The organism is Martinezella sp. CNPSo 3964 (assembly GCF_057784375.1).
In genome coordinates this window covers 726264-745153 of record NZ_JBXSOW010000001.1, presented here as the reverse complement: position 1 = coordinate 745153, position 18890 = coordinate 726264, and the positions used below count along the sequence as shown (strand labels likewise).

19 protein-coding genes are annotated in these 18890 nt (G+C 60.1%); 4 read left to right on the top strand and 15 right to left on the bottom strand.

Going from position 1 to position 18890, the window contains the following annotated elements; genetic code table 11:
• Window positions 1-47 precede the first annotated feature (47 nt).
• Entirely contained in the window at window positions 48-971 is a 924-nt protein-coding gene (locus tag AC13Q5_RS03635) for a Gfo/Idh/MocA family protein (RefSeq protein ID WP_488500868.1), read from the bottom strand.
• Window positions 972-1199: 228 nt separating this feature from the next.
• Between AC13Q5_RS03635 and AC13Q5_RS03630 the strand changes: the two genes are divergently transcribed.
• Together AC13Q5_RS03630 and AC13Q5_RS03625 are read left to right on the top strand one after the other, a co-directional pair.
• The gene (locus AC13Q5_RS03630) at window positions 1200-1775 is read left to right on the top strand and encodes a TRAP transporter small permease subunit (protein ID WP_075852626.1); all 576 of its coding nucleotides are present in this window, start codon (window positions 1200-1202) and stop codon (window positions 1773-1775) included.
• Window positions 1775-3547, top strand: coding sequence for a TRAP transporter large permease (locus AC13Q5_RS03625; RefSeq protein ID WP_075852178.1), 1773 nt, complete (start codon window positions 1775-1777; stop codon window positions 3545-3547). Before AC13Q5_RS03630 ends, AC13Q5_RS03625 begins: the two co-directional genes overlap by 1 nt.
• A gap of 91 nt (window positions 3548-3638) precedes the next feature.
• Here AC13Q5_RS03625 and AC13Q5_RS03620 read toward each other — a convergent pair whose 3' ends face one another.
• The 7 genes from AC13Q5_RS03620 to AC13Q5_RS03590 form a co-directional block, all read right to left on the bottom strand.
• Complete coding sequence (locus AC13Q5_RS03620) at window positions 3639-3971, bottom strand: hypothetical protein (RefSeq protein WP_075852179.1); 333 nt, start codon at window positions 3969-3971, stop codon at window positions 3639-3641.
• A gap of 191 nt (window positions 3972-4162) precedes the next feature.
• Window positions 4163-5272 carry a TRAP transporter substrate-binding protein gene (locus AC13Q5_RS03615; protein WP_075852180.1) on the bottom strand — a complete coding sequence of 370 codons (1110 nt, stop codon included), beginning with the start codon at window positions 5270-5272 and terminating at the stop codon, window positions 4163-4165.
• 246 nt (window positions 5273-5518) lie between these two features.
• Window positions 5519-7579 carry a prolyl oligopeptidase family serine peptidase gene (locus AC13Q5_RS03610; protein ID WP_488500867.1) on the bottom strand — a complete coding sequence of 687 codons (2061 nt, stop codon included), beginning with the start codon at window positions 7577-7579 and terminating at the stop codon, window positions 5519-5521.
• A gap of 118 nt (window positions 7580-7697) precedes the next feature.
• Window positions 7698-8591, bottom strand: a complete 894-nt coding sequence (locus AC13Q5_RS03605; protein ID WP_488500866.1) for a polysaccharide deacetylase family protein — start codon at window positions 8589-8591, stop codon at window positions 7698-7700.
• 106 nt (window positions 8592-8697) lie between these two features.
• On the bottom strand, window positions 8698-10587 hold the full coding sequence (locus AC13Q5_RS03600) for an ABC-F family ATP-binding cassette domain-containing protein (protein ID WP_488500865.1): 1890 nt from the start codon (window positions 10585-10587) through the stop codon (window positions 8698-8700).
• Between the two features lie 49 nt (window positions 10588-10636).
• Entirely contained in the window at window positions 10637-11137 is a 501-nt protein-coding gene (locus AC13Q5_RS03595; protein ID WP_075852184.1) for a hypothetical protein, read from the bottom strand.
• Between the two features lie 150 nt (window positions 11138-11287).
• Window positions 11288-11803, bottom strand: coding sequence for a DinB family protein (locus tag AC13Q5_RS03590; RefSeq protein WP_488500864.1), 516 nt, complete (start codon window positions 11801-11803; stop codon window positions 11288-11290).
• Window positions 11804-11998: 195 nt separating this feature from the next.
• Here AC13Q5_RS03590 and ndk point away from each other — a divergent pair, with 195 nt between their 5' ends.
• On the top strand, window positions 11999-12421 hold the full coding sequence (gene ndk / locus AC13Q5_RS03585) for a nucleoside-diphosphate kinase (protein WP_075852186.1): 423 nt from the start codon (window positions 11999-12001) through the stop codon (window positions 12419-12421).
• Window positions 12422-12494: 73 nt separating this feature from the next.
• Here ndk and AC13Q5_RS03580 read toward each other — a convergent pair whose 3' ends face one another.
• Together AC13Q5_RS03580 and AC13Q5_RS03575 are read right to left on the bottom strand one after the other, a co-directional pair.
• Entirely contained in the window at window positions 12495-13016 is a 522-nt protein-coding gene (locus tag AC13Q5_RS03580; RefSeq protein ID WP_488500863.1) for a hypothetical protein, read from the bottom strand.
• Window positions 13013-13561, bottom strand: coding sequence for a CGNR zinc finger domain-containing protein (locus tag AC13Q5_RS03575; protein WP_488500862.1), 549 nt, complete (start codon window positions 13559-13561; stop codon window positions 13013-13015). The genes AC13Q5_RS03580 and AC13Q5_RS03575 overlap by 4 nt, the downstream gene beginning before the upstream one ends.
• Window positions 13562-13628: 67 nt before the next feature.
• On the opposite strand from AC13Q5_RS03575, the gene AC13Q5_RS03570 reads away from it, so the two are divergent.
• On the top strand, window positions 13629-14525 hold the full coding sequence (locus tag AC13Q5_RS03570) for a branched-chain amino acid ABC transporter permease (protein WP_488500861.1): 897 nt from the start codon (window positions 13629-13631) through the stop codon (window positions 14523-14525).
• Window position 14526: 1 nt separating this feature from the next.
• Here AC13Q5_RS03570 and AC13Q5_RS03565 read toward each other — a convergent pair whose 3' ends face one another.
• The 5 genes from AC13Q5_RS03565 to AC13Q5_RS03545 all read right to left on the bottom strand — a co-directional run bounded on the left by AC13Q5_RS03565 (window position 14527) and on the right by AC13Q5_RS03545 (window position 18853).
• On the bottom strand, window positions 14527-14997 hold the full coding sequence (locus AC13Q5_RS03565) for a molybdenum cofactor biosynthesis protein MoaE (protein WP_488500860.1): 471 nt from the start codon (window positions 14995-14997) through the stop codon (window positions 14527-14529).
• Window positions 14998-15001: 4 nt separating this feature from the next.
• On the bottom strand, window positions 15002-15256 hold the full coding sequence (gene moaD, locus AC13Q5_RS03560) for a molybdopterin converting factor subunit 1 (RefSeq protein ID WP_075852191.1): 255 nt from the start codon (window positions 15254-15256) through the stop codon (window positions 15002-15004).
• A complete protein-coding gene (gene pgsA / locus AC13Q5_RS03555) occupies window positions 15256-15843 on the bottom strand; it encodes a CDP-diacylglycerol--glycerol-3-phosphate 3-phosphatidyltransferase (RefSeq protein WP_015339389.1) in 588 nt (195 codons plus the stop codon). Before pgsA ends, moaD begins: the two co-directional genes overlap by 1 nt.
• Before the next feature lie 206 nt (window positions 15844-16049).
• Window positions 16050-18089 carry an excinuclease ABC subunit UvrC gene (gene uvrC, locus AC13Q5_RS03550; RefSeq protein WP_488500859.1) on the bottom strand — a complete coding sequence of 680 codons (2040 nt, stop codon included), beginning with the start codon at window positions 18087-18089 and terminating at the stop codon, window positions 16050-16052.
• Window positions 18086-18853 carry an SDR family oxidoreductase gene (locus AC13Q5_RS03545; RefSeq protein WP_457879633.1) on the bottom strand — a complete coding sequence of 256 codons (768 nt, stop codon included), beginning with the start codon at window positions 18851-18853 and terminating at the stop codon, window positions 18086-18088. The genes uvrC and AC13Q5_RS03545 overlap by 4 nt, the downstream gene beginning before the upstream one ends.
• Between the last annotated feature and the right edge of the window lie 37 nt (window positions 18854-18890).

Below are 18890 nucleotides of genomic sequence, written 5' to 3'. Positions count from 1 at the left end.
TACGCTAGCACGTCGCAGGCCGCATTGTCTTCACCGGGAAAGGCCTATCAATCGTAAAATGCGTCGACGAATTTACGCTTGCCGAGCATGAAGGCATCGGCGACGTGGCGCAGCGGCGAGACATCGACATCGGACGTGCCGGCTTTGACGATCTCTGCAAAGCGGCGGTAGAGCGAGGGATATTCGGCCTCGGGTGCCGAGAACTTCAGCTCGCCGTTGACGGAAAGCTTGGAGCCGCCATCGGCCAGAACCATCTGGCCGGCATCCGTTTCGGCGACGATATCCCAGCTCTGCTTGCCGGTCTGGCGCCAGTCGAATTCGGCATGAACCGGAAGCCCGGCTCCGCTCTTGAAGTGCAGGTCGGCAGCGATCGGAGAATCGCGGTTTTCCGGAAACTCGAGTGTCGCCCCGGTCAGGAAGAGCGGCGGCAGAATGTGGGTCACGATCGACAGCGCATTGATGCCGGGATCGAACACACCAAGCCCGCCGGCCTGCCAGATCCATTCCTGGTGCGGATGCCAGTGACGGACATCTTCCTTCCAGATGACGTGGGCGCTGCGGATATTGGTGCTGGCGAGGAAGGTCTTTGCAGCCTCCACCGCCGGTGCATAGCGCGAATGCCAGCTTGCAAAAAGCGAGGCGCCCTTGGCTCTTGCCAGGTTTTCGAGATCGGCCACTTCGCTAAGCGTCGCGCCCGGCGGCTTCTCCAGGAAAACATGCTTGCCGGCCGACAGCGCCTTGTAGGCGGCTTCATAGCGATATTGCGGCGGCATGCAGAGAGAAACGGCGTCGATCTCTGGCACGGCATCGAGCATGGCTTCGATGGCAGTGAAAGCGGGGATGCCTTCGACGGTGCCATGGCGGCTCGCCGTAGCGATCAGTTCGAAGTCCGGATTGTTCGCGATGGATGGAAGGTGCTGATCGCGGACGATCTTGCCGACGCCGACAATGGCAAGCTTGATGGGGGACATGGGTGTCTCTCGATTAGTATGATTATTGATGCGATCTTTAACAGAATGCCACATTCGGGCAAGGGGCGGCAAATCGCAAGGGTAGGTGTTGAGTCCAATGTCGGGTCATAGTGCCTGAGCGTCATCATGCTTGGAAAACGGGTGCCGGCTCTTGATTCACAGCCTGAAATCGGCACTCTTCCCCTTTGCAGCCAAAAGATCCGGGAAGAATCGCTGCGGGGGGAAATCATGAAAACATTGCTCGGCTTCAGCCGAATCGTTGACTATTTGACTGAGATCATTGGAAAATCAGTCTCATGGCTCATCCTGGTCGCCGTCTTGGTCAGTGCCGGAAACGCCATCGTTCGCAAGGTCTTCAACACCTCGTCCAATGCGTGGCTGGAAGCGCAATGGTATCTGTTCGGCGCAGCTTTCATGCTTGCCGCTGCCTATACGCTCCGGCAGAACGAGCATATCCGCATCGACATCGTCTACGGCTCGCTGTCGCGCCGGGTGCAGCACTGGATCGATCTGCTCGGTCATTGCCTGTTCCTGATGCCCTTCGTGCTGCTGATGGTCTATGATCTCGTACCCTATGTCCGCACCTCCTTTATGTCCGGAGAAGTTTCCTCGAGCGCCGGCGGCCTGATCATCTGGCCGGGCAAGGCGCTGCTGCTGGCGGGCTTCTTCCTGCTGGCGCTGCAGGGGATCTCCGAGATTATCAAGAAGATTGCCGTCATGCGCGGCGATATGGACGATCCGACGCCCTATGTGCCGACACATGCGCCGCTCGACGTCGAAAGCCCGGCCGGGGAGGCGCGCTGATGATCGAATTCATTGCCGTGAACATGGCGCCGATCATGTTCGCCTCGTTGATCATTTTCCTGCTTCTCGGGTATCCCGTTGCTTTCGCACTCGCCGCCAACGGGCTGCTGTTCTTCTGGATCGGCGTCGAGCTTGCACCCTATTCGGGCGGCACCATCAATCTCTCCTGGCCGCTTCTCAATGCGCTGCCGGATCGGTTCTGGGGCGTGATGTCCAACGACACGTTGCTGGCGATTCCGTTCTTCACCTTCATGGGCATCGTGCTGGAGCGATCCGGCATGGCCGAAGACCTGCTCGACACGATCGGCCAACTGTTCGGGCCGATCCGCGGCGGCCTTGCCTATGCGGTGATTTTCGTCGGTGCGCTGCTTGCGGCCACCACCGGCGTCGTGGCGGCCTCGGTTATCGCGATGGGGCTGATCTCGCTGCCGATCATGCTGCGCTATGGCTATGACCGGCGGGTCGCATCCGGCGTCATAGCTGCCTCCGGTACGCTAGCGCAGATCATTCCGCCGTCGCTTGTCCTGATCGTGCTGGCCGACCAGCTCGGCCGCTCCGTCGGCGACATGTATGCCGGCGCTCTCATTCCCGGCCTCGTGCTGACCGGTCTCTACATGCTCTATGTATTGATCATGTCGATCGTGAAGCCGAATTCCATGCCGGCATTGCCGAAGGAGGCCCGCTCGCTCGGCTCAGGCGTCACGTCGCTGCTCGTCGCCCTGTTGATCTGCGCCGGTGTCGCCTACGCGGCCCACGTTTATCTAACGCCCACCTACGGCGAAAATGCCGACATTCTCGGCGCAACCGTCGGCGTTGCCTTCATCTACGCGATCGCCGTGCTCGACAAGGGGATGAAACTCAACGTGATGTCCAGGCTGGCCCAGCAGGTCATCATCGTCCTCATCCCGCCGCTGGCACTGATCTTCCTCGTTCTCGGCACGATCTTCCTCGGCATTGCGACGCCGACCGAGGGTGGCGCGATGGGGGCGGTGGGCGCGCTTATAATGGCGGCTGCCAAGGGGCGGCTGAACATGGAGGTTATCCGCTCGGCACTGACCTCGACTACGCGGCTTTCGGCCTTCGTGCTATTCATCCTCATCGGCTCGCGCGTCTTTTCGCTGACCTTCTATGGCGTCAACGGCCATGTCTGGGTCGAGCATCTGTTGGTGTCGCTGCCTGGTGGCGAAGTCGGGTTCCTGATTGCCGTCAACGCGCTTGTCTTCTTTCTGGCGTTCTTCCTGGATTTCTTCGAGCTTGCCTTCATCATCGTGCCGCTGTTGGCGCCTGCCGCCGATAAGCTCGGCATCGACCTGATCTGGTTCGGCGTACTGCTCGGCGTCAACATGCAGACGAGCTTCATGCATCCGCCTTTCGGCTTTGCGCTGTTCTATCTCCGTTCGGTGGCAGCGCGCGTTCCTTATCTCGACAAGGTCACGGGCAAGCAGATCGCGCCTGTTACGACCGGGCAGATCTATTGGGGTTCGGTGCCTTTCGTCGGCATCCAGATTCTGATGGTGGCGTTAACGATCATGTTCCCGCAGATGGTCATGCATTACAAGGGAGCGGGCACGGGCGTCGATCCCAACACGATCAAGATCGAGGTTCCGGGCTTCGGCGCCCCCGCTCAGGACAATGGCGGTGGCCTCGGCCTGCCGGGCCTGCAGCTGCCAGGCGGCAGTCCGCTGGATGCCAAGCCGGCTGGACAGGGCAACGGTGGCGATCAACCAAAACCGCCGGCCAACGATCTCAGCCAGCCGCCGTCGTTTAATTAAAAGCAAAATACCTTCTCCCTCTCAGGAGAAGGTATTCATCCGCGCCATAATACCGGCACGAGATATTACCTGGCCTACTTCGGGCGGCGGATCATTTGCAGCCTTTGGCCTTCATCGTATTTTGAATGGATAGTACCTTACCTTTTGTGACGGAGATGAGGCCTTCCTTATCTCCCCCTGTCACGCTGGACATAGGTACACCGACCAGGAAGACACCAAAAGCATCGCCGTTGGCGGCATTGTTCTGGTCTTTCGAAAGGGCTGTCAGTTTTCCTTGCTCGGCACTGAGTTCTCGCGTGAGGCCCGCGCAATCAAGGTTGGAATAGGCAGCCATTGGAATTTCTGTAGGAACAATGGCATCGGGACGTTTGGCGCAAGCAGCAAGTGGCAATAAGGCGATTATTGCAAATTGTTTTCGGTTCATAAAATTCCCCAGCGTTGAGACAATAGTAGCTAGCAACAACGCAGGAGAGAATTGAGCTGAAATATTAATCAACCACAGGAATTTTCGTTTCGCATGAGAAACGGCAAGTAGTTGTTCTCGGCCATCAATCTCTTCGGGCGGAGCTTTGGAGAAACTCCGCCCGGAAAAACCTATGCTTCCAATTGCGCCACTCAGATCTTCCCGGCGCGCTGCAGCGTCATCATGTAGACGTCGTAGCTGTATTCCGCGACCTGGGTATAGAGATAGTGCTGGCCGCGGAAGTCCTTGATCGAGCCCCAGATTTTCTTGAAGGTCGGGTTGCTGGCTTCCATCTCGGCATAGACCTCGTTGGCCTTGTCGAAGCAGGCATTCATGATCTCGGTGCTGAAGGGCCTGAGCTTGGCGCCTTCGGCGACGACCCGCTTGATCGCGGCTGGGTTCAGGTAATCGTATTTCTGCAGCATGTTGGCGTCCGTCGCCTGGGCGGCCGTGCGCAGCAGCGATTGATAGGCCTTCGGCAAGCCTTCATAAGCAGCCTTGTTGAACATGACATGCACGGTCGGGCCACCCTCCCACCAGCCGGGATAGTAGTAGTAGGGCGCCACCTTGTAGAAGCCGAGCTTCTCGTCGTCATAGGGGCCGACCCATTCGGCCGCATCGATCGTGCCTTTTTCGAGCGCGGGATAGATGTCGCCGCCGGCGATCTGCTGCGGCACGACGCCGAGGCGTTCGACCACCTTACCGGCAAAGCCGCCGATGCGCATCTTCAGGCCCTTGAGATCGGCAACCGTGTTGATTTCCTTGCGGAACCAGCCGCCCATCTGCACGCCGGTATTACCGGCCGGAAAACCGATCAGCCCCTGGGTCGCCAGGAACTCGTTGAAGAGACCGATGCCGCCGCCGTGATACTGCCAGGCGTTCATGCCGCGCGCATTGAGCGCAAAGGGAACGGCAGCTCCCAAGGCCCAGACCGGATCCTTGCCCCAATAATAATACGCGACGGAATGGCACGCCTCGACGGTTCCGGCCGAGGTTGCGTCAGCCGCCTGCAGACCAGGCACGATTTCGCCGGCCGCAAATACCTGGATGTTGAAATTGCCGTCGGTGGCTTCCGACACATATTTCGACAGCACTTCGCCACCGCCATAGATCGTATCGAGCGACTTCGGAAACGACGATGTCAGGCGCCAGTTGATCTTCGGATTGCTCTGCGCAATGGCCGGAGCGGCAAGGGTTGCAGCAGCCGCAACCGAGCCGGCGCCGGCGACGCCGGCTTTCCGCAGAAATGAACGACGATCCATCTATTACTCCCCCCGGATACGAGCAGGCGGGCTCGCCCGCTCTTCGTGATCACGGCTGCAGCTAACCATGCCGCTCGACGCGTTTCAAGCGTATCGGAAGCGAGTGCAACCATTGATTTTCGCTCGGAACCGGAAGGCGGGCCTAAAGCATGTCGCGCAAAAGTGTGCAGCGGTTTTGCGACAACGACATGCGCAAAATCAAAAACCTAAAGCGCGAGACGCGAATCTGAAAGATCGCGACGCGCTTTAGAAGCTTTTGCCTTTCACGATCGTTTCCCGCAGGAAGCTGTAGCCCAGCGCGGTACGCGTCGCGCGTTCCGTCGAAGCGCCGTCACCGCCATGGCCACCCGAGCCGAATTCGTGGAACAAGGGGTGATGGCCGAGCGCTTCCAACTGAGCCGCAAACCGCCGGGCATGCGAGGGATGCACACGGTCGTCATTGCTCGAGCTTTCGATGTAGATCGACGGATAGGGGGCCTCGGAAGCCGGCTTCACATTATGCAGCGGCGAATAGGACTGCAGATATTCGAGATCGGCCGGATTGTCGGGGTCGCCGTATTCGTCGATCCAGGCTTTCCCGGCGGGGAAGACATGGAAGCGGGTCATATCCAGGACCGGCACCTCGCACCAGATCGCGCCGAAATCCCGCGGATAGCGCGTCGTCATGACCCCGGTCAGCAGGCCGCCATTGCTGCTGCCGTTTCCGGCGATGCGGGCGGGCTTTGTGTAGCCGCGAGCGACGAGATCGCGGGCAACAGCGGCAAAATCCGCAAAGGCCTTGTGGCGACCGTGCCCTTTGGCGGTGCGGTGCCAGTTCGGTCCGAACTCGCCGCCACCGCGAATATAGGCCATCACATAGGCGTTACCCTGTTCGAGCCAGCGGCCGATGACGCCGGAATAATAGGGGCCGAGCGCGATGTCGAAGCCACCATAACCGTACATCAGGACAGGCAGTTCGCCCTTGGTCCAGGTTTTTGGCAGGACGATATGATAAGGCACCCTCGTGCCGTCCTCCGAGACGGCTTCCAGCAGGATGGAGGTCATGCCTTCGTTGTCGAAATAGGTCGGCGAACTGGCAATGTGCTTGAGTTCAAGCGGCGCCCCGCGATCGCTGAGATCCAGCCGGTAAGAGGAAGGTGGCTGCAGAAAGCCGGCGCCATAGACCTGCAGCGTGTCGTCGCCGAGGTGCAGATCGGAATAGAGCGGCGCGGCCGACACGGTCTGAACATCCTCAGGCAGCGTGATTTCGCGGATCTCGGCATCGGCCTTGGTCAGATCAAGGACGAAGAGATGCGACCGCATATTGTCCGAGACGATGAAGACGCACCATTCGCGCATGAGCAGGAATTGCGAAACCGATTGCCGCTCGTTGGGCGAAAACAGGATGCGTCTCGCATCGGCGCCAGCTGTCCCCGGCTCTCGCGGCAGGGGCTGCAAGGCCAGGCTGCCGGCGGGGATGCGTTCGTCGGTCTTGGCAAGCCAGATGAGATGGGAATGGTTGAACCCGAATTCGTTATCCTTCGGTAGATCGATCCGTCGTAGCGAGCCGTCTCGATCCTCGATGAAGTGGCTGGCGTTGCCGATTTCGTGACCCGCGCTGAAGATCCGGATCGGTCGGGCCTCACCTTCTGTCGCAAGACCGGCGAGCCTCGGATCAAAGATCGAACAGGAGCCATAGATGTCGCTGTCTTCAGCGGCATAGAGGACGGGCGCATCCGACGGCGATTGGCCGCGTTTCAGGCGGCGGCCGACGCGCGGCCAGCCGGAGCGCGTCGAGGATTCGCGGTCGATCGAGCCGAAATAGGCGATTTCGTCGCGGCTGAGCCAGGTCGCATGGCTGCGAACCGCCGGCGTATCGAAGCCGCCTTCGACGATGCTTTTCGTCTCGCAGTCGAATTCCAACAGCCGGATGGGATCTGAACCGCCGTCGGAAAGGCAAAGCAGCACCCGCGTCGGCTCCCAGGGGCAGGTGATCGCGCCGCGCCAGAGCCATTTCCTGTCTTCCTGGGCACAGAAGGCATCGAGATCGAAGATCGGTTCCCACGGCGCATCGGGCAGGGGCGCAAGATCTGCCGGCAGCCGATACCATCGGCCGAGCGGATGATCGGCGCTGCGATGAAAATCGAACAGCCAGTTGCCGCGCCGGGTCGTGGCGATCAGCCGGTCCTCGCGCTCGATCATTTCCTTGATCGCGATGCGATCCGCCTCGAATTCCGGCGTCTTCAGCAGCCGCTCAGAGTCCGCATCCATTTTGGCGACGAATTGCAGGGTTTGCGGATCGTCGTCGCGTTCGAGGTGGAGGTGCATGGCGGCTCCGGATTCTATTGCTGATAGTGACGAGGGCTCAGCAAACCAAAATAAGAGCGCGGAAGCAACCGTGCATCCGCGCCCGCATTCGTCATCGATTTTTCGGTATTGACCCGTCTCAGCGGACCATTTTGGTATCGGCCTGTGCGACGAGATTGGTCGCTGGAGCGGACTCGCGCCGGTATTTCAACGTCACGACCTTGTAGCCCTCTTTCTCCAGGCGGCTGAGAAGAACAGGCAGCATCCTGACCGTGCGCTGGTGGATATCGTGCATCAGAACGATGCCGCGGCCGCGCTGATGGAGTTGTTTCATGGTGCGATCGACCACCGAGGCAGGCGTGGAGGTAAAGTAATCCTTGCTGTCGATATCCACGTCCATGACGATCATGTCACGGGCGGCAATGGCGGCGCGCAGGCGCTTGGAGTCGGCAAGATAGGGGAAGCGGAAGAACTGCACATCCGTGCCGATCGCCTTTGTGACGGCATCCTTGCCGCGAGCGATCTCGGTCATCGCCGCGTCGAAAGTCATCTTGTCGAGATCGGGATGGCGGAATGTATGGCTGCCGATCGCATCGCCATGCGCAAGCACCTCGCGCGCCGTCGCCGGATGAGCCTGCGCCATTTCGCCGACCATCATGAAGGCGGCCTTCACGCCGAACTTGTCGAGCGTGGCAAGAATGCGTTCCGTCTTGCCGGGAGCCGGACCATCGTCGAAGGTCAGGATGACCTCCTTGTCTGCGAGCCTGATATCCTTGAGTGAAGAGACCTCCAGCGTGCGGCCAGCGAGATTGTGCGGGCCGTTCATGCTTGCCAGATCATCTCGGGTTTCGAGATCGGCGACGAGCCATTTCTTCGGCTCCATCTCCACGGGATCATTGGCCTTCAGCGGCTTGTGGCGCGGCTCTTCGGCGGCATAGCCACTCCTGAGCGAGGCTTCACTGCCCGGTTTCGTAGCGCATCCTCCGAGAGCCAGGGACACGGCAAGGCCAACCAGCAAAACACGGTAGTTCATCAGAATCGCTCAACAATATGTCTATGAAAGTTGAGCGCATTTTCTGCAGTTATGGTTAATGAACGGTTAGGATAAGGCCCCAATTCGTTAAGGGGCAGTAAGGTTTTCAGCCGGCCATGCCGCTTTCATATTCCGAAGACAATTCAAGCCATTGCTCTTCGGCTGCAACGAGCTTTTCAGCGGCATCGGCGCGTTGCTTTGCCTTTTCCGCGGCCCTTGCCGGTGCCTTCTCGTAGAGGGCGGGGTCCGCAAGTTCCACATCAAGCGCCTGAATCAGTTTCTCAAGCTTGCCGGTCAAGGATTCGATTTCGTTGATCTTCTTCTTGAGTGGCGCGAGCGAAGCGCGTCGATCGGCATTGAGCTTGCGCTGATCCGCCTTCGAAACGGAATCGTCGCCGACAGCAGCCTTGGCCTTGTCGTCCTTCGACTTCGGGCTGGCGACAACGAGACTGCGGTATTCTTCAAGATCGCCGTCGAAGTTTGAAACCGTGCCGTCGCGCACCAGCCAGAGCCGGTCGACGGTCGCTTCGATCAGATGGCGATCGTGCGAGATCAGGATGACCGCGCCGGAATAATCGTTCAGCGCCTGGATCAGCGCATTGCGGCTGTCGATATCGAGATGGTTCGTCGGTTCGTCGAGGATCAGAAGGTTCGGCGCGTCGAAGGCGGCAAGGCCCATCAGCAGGCGAGCCTTCTCGCCGCCGGAGAGATCCTTGACCTGCGTGTCCATCTTCTCGGTCGCAAGCCCCATCTGGGCGACGCGTGCGCGCACCTTCGCCTCCGGCGTTTCCGGCATGCGGCGGCGCACGTGCTCGACGGCGGTCTGGTTGGGAATGAGGTCGTCGAGCTGGTGCTGGGCAAAAAAGCCGATCTTCAGGTTCGGCGCCAGCCTGACCTCACCGCTCTCCGCACCAAGCCGGCCGGAGATGAACTTCGCGAAGGTCGATTTGCCGTTACCGTTCGAGCCGAGCAGGGCGATGCGGTCGTCCGCATCGATGCGCAGGTTCAAGCGCTTCAGGATCGGCTTGCCCGGCTCGTAGCCGACGGCGCCGCCGCCGATTGCGATGATCGGCGAGGCCGGCTGCTTTTCCGGCTCCGGAAAGCTGAAGCCCATCACATGGTCTTCGATGACGGCCGCAACCGTCCCCATGCGCTCCAACGCCTTGACGCGCGATTGCGCCTGCCGAGCCTTCGAAGCCTTGGCCTTGAAACGGTCGACGAAGCTCTGCAGGTGCTTGCGCGCCGCGTCGTTCTTCGCTTTCGCCTTCATCTGCAGCTCGTCGGCCTCGGCCTTCTGCCGCTCGAACTGATCGTAGGAGCCGCGATAGAAAGTGAGCTTCTTCTGGTCGAGATGCACGATGGAATTGACGGCCGTGTTCAATAGATCGCGGTCGTGCGAGATGATGATGACCGTATGCGGGTAGCGGCGGATGTAATCTTCCAGCCAGAGCGTGCCTTCGAGGTCGAGATAGTTTGTGGGTTCGTCGAGCAGCAGCAGGTCCGGCTCGGAAAACAGCACGGCTGCAAGAGCCACGCGCATGCGCCAGCCGCCGGAGAAGGATGAGGCCGGGCGCTTCTGCGCTTCATGGTCGAAGCCGAGGCCGGCAAGGATGCTGGCGGCGCGCGCTTCGGCCGAATGTGCGTCGATGTCGGCAAGTCTGGTCTGAATATCGGCGATGCGATGCGGATCGGTCGCGGTTTCTGCTTCCGCAAGCAATGCTGCACGCTCCTTGTCCGCGGCGAGCACGATATCGATCAGCGGTTCCTCGGTTCCCGGCGCTTCCTGCGCGACCTGGCCGATGCGGGCATTGCGCGGGATCGAGACCGAGCCGCTCTCGGCGGCAAAATCGCCGGTGATGATCCTGAACAGCGTGGACTTGCCGGCGCCGTTCTTGCCGACGAGGCCCGCCTTCGTGCCCGCCGGAAGCGTCACGTTGGCATGGTCGATGAGAAGGCGGCCGGCAATGCGGGCGGAAAGGTCTGAAATCGAAATCATGGCGCGGTTTTGGCCGAACTCGGCGCCGAAGGCAAGAGCGTGAAAGCGTTCAGACGCCGGTGCTGCGCGACGATTTCGGCAGGTTTGCGCAGTTCCTCAGCCGCTCGGTCAGCTCGGTTTCATAGAGCATGAGGTTGCTGAGCGAGGCGTTGAGGCTGTCGAGGGCAGCATCGGCATGCGGTGCCGCCTCGATCTCGCGAGCGAAATGCTGCTTCTTCCGCAGTCCCTTGGCGAGTTGATCGGCCACTTCACGGAGCATTTCGGCCGCATCGCTTTCGGATTTGCGCGCCACCAGCCCGCAATGGCTGACCAGACGATGTTTCAGCCCGATCTCGTCGAGCCCGCCCTGCGAGGGAAGGGGACCGAGCGCCTCGATCTCTTCGGCAAGACAGCGGTCTTCGCCATAGAGCGCCTCGTAAAATAGCTGATAATTGCGCGGCAGGTTCTTGATCTTCAGCCGCGTCATGAAGCGGCCGATGACCTCAAGCTCGGTTTCCGTTTCATCATCATCGATGGAATATGCCGAAACGCTTGTCTGCGAGTTCTTCATGCCTGCTTCTGACCGTGAGCTGATATATCTTATCAATCTGCAGGCTGGCAGGTTAAGGGAACATGAACAAAACGGTCTATGTGTGTGCTCGCGCAACAAAATGAGGCATGCGCTCAACGCTTGGGCGAAGCCGATCAATATCGGTTCGCTTCATGTTGTCATCCAGTGTTGCCCTTCGCCGCGCAGGAAATGCAGGAGATCGAGTACCAGAGACGGCTTGCCCATTGACGTCAGTATCATATGGCATTGGCCGCGATGATGAGTGTGGTGGTTGAACATATGCGCGACCGCCAGATGAAGAGGGTGGGTGATCGCACCGGGCCGGAGAACGGATGTATAGGTGACGTCAGCGGCTAGGGCCGCGTCGTCGAGCGTCTCGATCCAGTCGGTGATGCGCCGATCTTCGGCCTTGCGGGCGGCACGAAGTTCCGCCAGATCCTCGTGTAGAACGACACCCAGCGCGGCTGGAGCCTCGCCTGTGCCGTTGAAGCGGTGCATCCACAGCCGATCCGTCACCAGCAGTTGGTTAAGCGTTCCGTGTAGCGAACCGAAGAAGGCGCCGCGATCCTCATGGAATTCCGCGTCGCTGAGATCCGCCGCGGCGTCATAGACCTGAGCGTTGGCCCAGCGATTATAGTCGGCAAGCATTCTGAAATGTCTGAGCATATGCGTCTCCTCCATGGTGGTGGTGATGATGTTATCGCTAAGGTCGATGATCGGCGGCCGCTTCGCCGCCCCTGGAGATCGCGAATCAGCCATCCGTACTGTGACAGCGGCGTGAAATTGGGCGATCCCCCTTGTTTTCGGGCTTTGGGGCAGGTAAAGACCGCCCACTTTTCTCTGATTACAAGGAATGGACCCATGGCGATTGAACGTACTTTCTCGATGATCAAGCCGGATGCAACGAAGCGCAACCTGACCGGCGCCATCACCAAGGTTTTTGAAGACAACGGCCTGCGCGTCATCGCCTCCAAGCGCGTCTGGATGAGCAAGCGCGAAGCTGAAGGCTTCTACGCCGTTCACAAGGAACGTCCGTTCTTCGGCGAACTCGTCGAAGGCATGACCTCCGGCCCGACCATCGTTCAGGTCCTGGAAGGCGAAGGCGCCATCCTGAAGAACCGCGAAATCATGGGCGCGACCAACCCGGCAAACGCTGCCGAAGGCACGATCCGCAAGACCTTCGCCCTCTCGATCGGCGAAAACTCCGTTCATGGCTCGGACGCTCCGGAAACGGCTGCCGTCGAAATCGCCTACTGGTTCTCGGAAACCGAAATCGTCGGCTGAATCAGCCTTTCAGCTCCAGCGCTGAACGATTTGAAATGACTCAATAAAAGCCGGGATCGCTTCCCGGCTTTTTTCACGCCGGGCAGGCTGTATCCTTCCCGTAATCGGCGTTACCGTCACCTTTGAAGATGTCCGGGTTGGCCGTGTAGGCGGGGCCGACGACGAGCGGCTTCGTGGGTAGCACGGTCTGGTCGAGATCGGATTTGACCTCGGTCTTGATGGTCTGGATCGTCTTGTCGCTGGCATCGACCAGTTTGATCGAGACGGAATAGGGGCGGTCCTTGCGAACGCAACGCAGGTCCGGGCTTTCGAGCGTGATCTTGTCCCAGAAGGTGTAGATCTTCTGGTTGACGACAAGCGGATCGCCGCCGGCCGGATTTTCGAACTCCGCGACGGCCGTCGTTCCCTCCGGGATCGGCGCGATCTTCTTGAGCGTAATCATGTAGCTCGCGCTTGCGACGCGATAGTTGAAGACGAAGAGGCGGCCGGTGAGCTGGGTCGGGCCTTCGTCGTCTTTCCTCTGGCAGCCGGCCAGCGCGAGTGCGGCGATCATCCCAACGCCGATCGTTGTCAGCATGATCATTTTCATTGTCATGGCGCAGTCTCCTCCTTCTTGCGCCGGTAGTGCCGGCTGGCCTTGGCACGGTTGCCGCAGACTGCCATGTCGCACCAGGCGCGGCTTTTGTTCTTGCTGCGGTCGATAAAGAGCCAGCCGCAGTTGCGGCATATTTTCATCCGTTCCGGATCGGGCATGGCGATCAGGCGCAACGTCGAATGCACGGTCGCCGCATCGAGCCCATCGGATGAGGCTCGTTTCAGAACCTTCGCCAACGCAGCCAGCAGATCGGCGAGCAGCAGGTCTGCAGCCTCGCCGAGAACACGTGTCCGAAAGTAGCGATCAATCGTCTCGCGCAACGAAATGAAATCGGCCCTGTTTTCCCGCCGCACCGGCAAGATATCGCCGAAGAGTGCCCGTTCGGCGCAGAAATTGGCGGCCGCTTTCGGGAAATTGTCCATCTGTCCCGCCGCCTCGAAGCGGTCGATGCGGCGTTCGTCGTCATGGCGCAGGATCACGCTGTTGGCGACATCGAGCGCAAGCGCGCCACCGGAGAAACGATGTGGGGTCCAGGAAAAGCTCATGGCGAAAATTATAACTGGTAAAATGAATTTTGCCAGTTACTATTTGCGTGTTCTTCGGAGGAGTGGAATGGCTTATCTTCTGCAGCAACTGGCGAATGCCATTCCGCTCGCTGCACTTTATGCGGCGCTGGCCTTCGGCTATTCCATCGCATTCGGGGTCATGAAGCGGGCCGACATCACCTACGGCGCACTTTTCGCCTTCGCCGGCCAGATGCTCGTGCTCTTCACGGATGTCGGCTACACCAAGATGTATCTCGTTTTGCCTGCGGCCTTCACCTTTGGCGCCATCATCGCCGTCGGCTATACGGTCGGTACCAGCTTTCTGGTTGGCCGCGCGATCATGCTGCCGCTGTCGCGCAAGTCTCCGAATACGGTCATCGTCGCGGCACTCGGCATGATGATTATCCTGATGGAGACCGCGCGGCTCGCCGCCAATACGCGCGGCATCTGGTTGCCGCCCTTCCTGAACGATGCCGTCGTCTTCTGGGATAGCGGCGATTTCCGCGTGACGCTCACCGAGATCCAGTTGCTCAACACCGTGCTGATGATTCTTGTCATCCTTGCGGGTGCTTATGTCCTCAAATGTACTGGCTGGGGCCGTATCTGGCGGGCGGTCACCGACGATGCTCTCGCCGCCGAACTGTGCGGCGCCAGCGCCAATCGCGTCTTCTTGCTCGCCTACGTCGCCTCGGCCGTGGTCGCGACCATCTGCGGCCTGCTGGCTACTTCCTATTATGGAACGATGGATTTCGGGGCAGGGCTGATGTTCGGACTAAAGGTGCTGATGATTGCGGCGGTCGGCGGTTATTCCGATCCGCTGAAGTCGGCAGGTGGTGCCGCACTCCTCGGCCTCACCGAGACCATGTGGGGCGCCTATGGCCCGTTCCTGTGGCGCGATTTCGTGATTTTTTCGCTGCTCGTCTTGCTGCTGGTCCTAAGCCGGCGCGAGCGGATCGTGCCCTGACCTATTTCTCGCCTGACCATTTGTCGCGCGCCGCGTCGTCGGCATCCTTGGCCGAGACCCAGCCACCTTCTTCGCCATCCTTGCCATGTTCCTTCTTCCAGAAGGGAGCGGATGTCTTGAGGAAATCCATGACGAAATTGGCGCCGTCGAAGGCGGCCTGCCGATGCGATGCCGCGGCGATGACGAGGACGATGTTTTCACCTGGCAAAATCTTGCCGTAGCGATGGATGGCGGTCAGTCCGAGCAGTTCGAAGCGCTCGATGGCAAGATTGGAGATGCGAGTAATCTCCGCCTCCGCCATGCCGGGATAATGTTCGAGTTCGAGGGCGCCGAGTATTCCGCCTTCGTCGCGGCAGAGCCCGGAGAAGGTGACGACCGCGCCGATATCGTGCCGCCCGGCGGTCAGCCTGTTGATCTCGGTCTGAAGCTCGAAATCCTCGCGCTGGACTCGGATTACCGGCTGCATAGCCATCGGCTTACCCCCCTGTCATCGGCGGGAAGAGCCCGATCTCCCGCGCTCCGGCGATCGGCTCATCGTGCTCGGCGTGCTCCATGTTGATGGCGACGCGGATTGCGTTGGGAAATTGAAGCGCCGCCTCGTATTCTTCTCCCAAGCCCTTCAAATGACTCAGGAGATCGCCGACGGTGACGACTTCGGCAGGAAGGGAAATTTCCTCTTCCGCTTTGCCGATCCGCTCACGCACCCAGGCGAAATAGACGAGCTTCGTCATCATTCCTCATCCACGACATGCTTCAGCCCGGCGCGGAAATAATCGTAGCCGGTATAGATGGTCAAAAGCGCCGCGACCCAGAGCAGGACTATGCCGATCTCCGTCGTGTAGGGTAGCACCTTGTCGCCCGCCGGCCCAGCCAGCAGGAAGGCGATCGCCACGAGCTGGGCGGTCGTCTTCCATTTCGCGATGCGCGTCACGGGAACGCTGACCTTCAGTGCCGCCAGATATTCGCGCAGGCCGGAGACGAGGATTTCGCGGCAGAGGATAATGATGGCGGCCCAGAGCGACCAGCCGGCAATGGTGCCGTCGGCGGCCACCAGCAGCAGGATCGCGGAGACCAGCAGCTTGTCGGCGATCGGATCGAGCATGCGGCCGATGTTCGAGGTCTGGTTCCAGATGCGGGCGAGATAGCCGTCAAGGAAGTCGGTGATCGAGGCGATGACAAAGATCCAGAGCGCGACCCAGCGCGCGAAATCGGAACCCTCCAGCTTGCCCTCGATGAAGAAGCAAAGAACGATCAGGGGTACGCAGAGAATGCGGCCGTAGGTGAGCAGATTGGGGATACTGTAAGCGCGCGACGCCATGGAAATCGTTTCGTTTCTGTTGTCTCGACCAGGCCGGATGGGGCTCTGTTGATCTCATCCCGCTGAAGTCATTTGATTAAGCGTGATCCCAAAAACCGCTTCGCACTTTTTGGTGGTCATACCCTAGATGATGGTTTGGTCAGTTTATCGTCAATATTGTTTCTGTTTTTTCACCGCTATTGCGTGGAATTTGCGACGAGCCATCCCTATTTCGCGGCGTCTTCGTGGAAATGGTTGTAGACCTGTCGTGCGACGGCTTCGGATATGCCCTCCACCGCCATCAGATCCGAAAGGGCGGCACGCGACACGGCCTTCGCCGTGCCGAAATGCTGGAGAAGCGCGCGCTTGCGCGAAGGGCCGATGCCGCCGATCTCGTCCAGCGGGTTCTTCACCATCTCCTTCTTGCGCCGGGCGCGATGCGAGCCGATCGCGAAGCGGTGTGCCTCGTCGCGCATGCGCTGGATGAAGTAGAGCACGGGATCGCGGGGCGGCAGCGAGAAGCTTTCGCGCGATGGGGCAAAGAAGCGCTCGCGCCCGGCCTCGCGGTCGACACCCTTGGCAACGCCGATGGCGATGACGCTGTCGGTGATCCCGAGCTCTTCGAGAATGGCGCGCACCGCCGTCATCTGCCCCTGGCCGCCGTCGATGAGGATGATGTCGGGCCAGGCGGGGAAGGGGCGATCGGCAGCGTCGACGGTGGTGTCAGCCATGCCGCTGCGGTCGGGCTTGCCTTCTTCCTTGAGCAGCCGGGAGAAACGCCGGGTCATGACCTCGCGCATCATGCCGAAGTCGTCGCCCGGCGTGATGTCGGTCGATTTGATGTTGAACTTGCGATACTGGCCTTTGACGAAGCCTTCCGGCCCGGCCACCACCATGCCGCCGACGGCGTTCGTGCCCATGATGTGGGAGTTGTCGTAGATCTCGATGCGTTGCGGTGTGTAGGGAAGCTTGAAGGTTTCCTTGAAGCCCTCGAGCAGCCGCGATTGCGAGGCGGTTTCCGCAAGCTTTCGGCCATGCGCCTCACGGGCATTGGCAATGACGTGCTCGACCAGATCGCGCTTTTCGCCGCGTTGCGGCACGAGAATCGCGACCTTATGCCCGGCTTTCTCGCTGAGCGCTGCCGCGAGCAGTTCGATTTCCTCGATCGTCTCCGACAGCAGGATCTGCCGCGGCACAGGCTTGTCGTCGTAGAACTGTGCCAGGAAGGCGTTCAGCACTTCTGCGCCAGAGAGCGACGGATCGGCCTTCGGGAAATAGGCACGGTTGCCCCAGTTTTGCCCTGTGCGGAAGAAGAAGACTTGGATGCAGGAAATGCCACCCTCGTGATGGATGGCGAAGACATCGGCCTCCTCGACGCCAGCCGGGTTGATGCCCTGATGGCTCTGCACATGCGAGAGCGCGGCGAGCCGGTCGCGAAAAATGGCGGCGCGCTCGAAATCCAGATCCTCGGCGGCGGCATTCATCGCCTCGGCCATATGCGCCTTGACGTTCTGGCTCTTGCCCGAAAGGAAGTCCTTCGCCTCCTGTACCAGCTCCCCATAGCCTGCATCGCTGATCTCGTGCGTGCAGGGGCCGGAGCAGCGCTTGATCTGGTAGAGCAGACAGGGGCGCGTGCGCGTCTCGAAGACGCTGTCGGTACAGGTGCGTATCAGGAAGGCGCGCTGCAGCGAATTGATGGTACGACCGACGGCGCCGGCCGACGCGAAGGGGCCAAAGTAATCGCCTTTGCGGGCGCGGGCGCCGCGATGCTTGAAAATGGCCGGCGCGCGATGATCGCCCGTAATCAGAATGTAAGGGAAGGATTTGTCGTCGCGCAGCAGAACGTTAAAGCGCGGGCGCAAGCGCTTGATGAGATTCGCTTCCAGCAGGAGCGCTTCCGTCTCCGTGCGAGTGGTGACGAATTCCATATTCGCGGTTTCGCGCACCATGCGGGCGATGCGGTTGGAATGCACCTTGCCCAAGGCATAGTTGGAGACGCGCTTCTTCAGGTTCCGCGCCTTGCCGACATAAAGCACGTCGCCGGCCTCGTTGAACATGCGATAGACGCCGGGATTGTTGGGCAGCCGCTTGACGAATTCGGCGATCAGTTCGGCGCCGCGAAGCCCCGTCTCGTTCCTTCCACCCTCGTTCCAATCGATGGGCGCAACGGGTGAGGCGGCGGCATCGCCCTCCACCTCGATGTCGTCTTCGATATCGTCTGATTCGTCGTAGAGAACGCCGCCATCAGGCAGCTTTCTTCCATTCATTCCGCACTCTCCGACACGTCCGGCGTTTCCCAGGCAAGATGCTGGCCGCCATCGAGCGCTATCATTTGGCCCGTGATCGAGGGCGTGTCAAAAAGAAAGCGGATGGTCCGGCCGAATTCTTCGAGCCCCGGCGCCGCCTTTAATATGAGGCCGTCGATCTGCGCTTGAAAGTCCTCTTCGGTCTGTCGCACGCTGCGCACCGTCGGGCCTGGGCCGATCGCGTTGACGCGGATACGCGGTGCAAAGCTTTGCGCCATCGTCTGTGTTGCCGTCCAGAGGGCGGCTTTCGACAGCGTATAGGAATAGAAGCGCGGATTGAGCGCCCAGACACGTTGGTCGACCATGTTGACGATCAGGCCCGGATGCGGTTCGGGAAGCTGCCGGACGAAATCGGCTGCCAGAATCGACGGCGCCCGCACATGGATTGCGAAATGCGCCTCGAAGGCTTCTCCGTCAAAATGATCGGCGGAATCGCCGAGGAAGGCGGAGGCGTTATTGACCAGCAGATCGAGCGGGCCGAGAGCACCCGAGACCCTTTCGATGAGGGTTGATGTCTCGGCCAAATTCTGCAGATCCGCCTTGATCGCAATGGCCCTCCGGCCCTTTTGCCGCAGTTTTGCCGCAATTTCCTCGGCTTCGGCGAGGGACTGATTGGCGTGCAACGCCACCCCGAAGCCATTAGCCGACAAATCCTCGGCAATTGCCAGGCCTATTCTTTTGGAGGCGCCGGTTATCAGCGCCGTGCGTAGTTTTTCCTGGCTCAAGAGATCGCCTTTTGCTCGTCGTTACCCAATCGATGCT

Coding starts and splice junctions, on each gene's coding strand:
- AC13Q5_RS03635 (WP_488500868.1), bottom strand. CDS start 971: ATGTCCCCCATCAAGCTTGCCATTGTCGGCGTCGGCAAGATCGTCCGC.
- AC13Q5_RS03630 (WP_075852626.1), top strand. CDS start 1,200: ATGAAAACATTGCTCGGCTTCAGCCGAATCGTTGACTATTTGACTGAG.
- AC13Q5_RS03625 (WP_075852178.1), top strand. CDS start 1,775: ATGATCGAATTCATTGCCGTGAACATGGCGCCGATCATGTTCGCCTCG.
- AC13Q5_RS03620 (WP_075852179.1), bottom strand. CDS start 3,971: ATGAACCGAAAACAATTTGCAATAATCGCCTTATTGCCACTTGCTGCT.
- AC13Q5_RS03615 (WP_075852180.1), bottom strand. CDS start 5,272: ATGGATCGTCGTTCATTTCTGCGGAAAGCCGGCGTCGCCGGCGCCGGC.
- AC13Q5_RS03610 (WP_488500867.1), bottom strand. CDS start 7,579: ATGCACCTCCACCTCGAACGCGACGACGATCCGCAAACCCTGCAATTC.
- AC13Q5_RS03605 (WP_488500866.1), bottom strand. CDS start 8,591: ATGAACTACCGTGTTTTGCTGGTTGGCCTTGCCGTGTCCCTGGCTCTC.
- AC13Q5_RS03600 (WP_488500865.1), bottom strand. CDS start 10,587: ATGATTTCGATTTCAGACCTTTCCGCCCGCATTGCCGGCCGCCTTCTC.
- AC13Q5_RS03595 (WP_075852184.1), bottom strand. CDS start 11,137: ATGAAGAACTCGCAGACAAGCGTTTCGGCATATTCCATCGATGATGAT.
- AC13Q5_RS03590 (WP_488500864.1), bottom strand. CDS start 11,803: ATGCTCAGACATTTCAGAATGCTTGCCGACTATAATCGCTGGGCCAAC.
- ndk (WP_075852186.1), top strand. CDS start 11,999: ATGGCGATTGAACGTACTTTCTCGATGATCAAGCCGGATGCAACGAAG.
- AC13Q5_RS03580 (WP_488500863.1), bottom strand. CDS start 13,016: ATGACAATGAAAATGATCATGCTGACAACGATCGGCGTTGGGATGATC.
- AC13Q5_RS03575 (WP_488500862.1), bottom strand. CDS start 13,561: ATGAGCTTTTCCTGGACCCCACATCGTTTCTCCGGTGGCGCGCTTGCG.
- AC13Q5_RS03570 (WP_488500861.1), top strand. CDS start 13,629: ATGGCTTATCTTCTGCAGCAACTGGCGAATGCCATTCCGCTCGCTGCA.
- AC13Q5_RS03565 (WP_488500860.1), bottom strand. CDS start 14,997: ATGGCTATGCAGCCGGTAATCCGAGTCCAGCGCGAGGATTTCGAGCTT.
- moaD (WP_075852191.1), bottom strand. CDS start 15,256: ATGACGAAGCTCGTCTATTTCGCCTGGGTGCGTGAGCGGATCGGCAAA.
- pgsA (WP_015339389.1), bottom strand. CDS start 15,843: ATGGCGTCGCGCGCTTACAGTATCCCCAATCTGCTCACCTACGGCCGC.
- uvrC (WP_488500859.1), bottom strand. CDS start 18,089: ATGAATGGAAGAAAGCTGCCTGATGGCGGCGTTCTCTACGACGAATCA.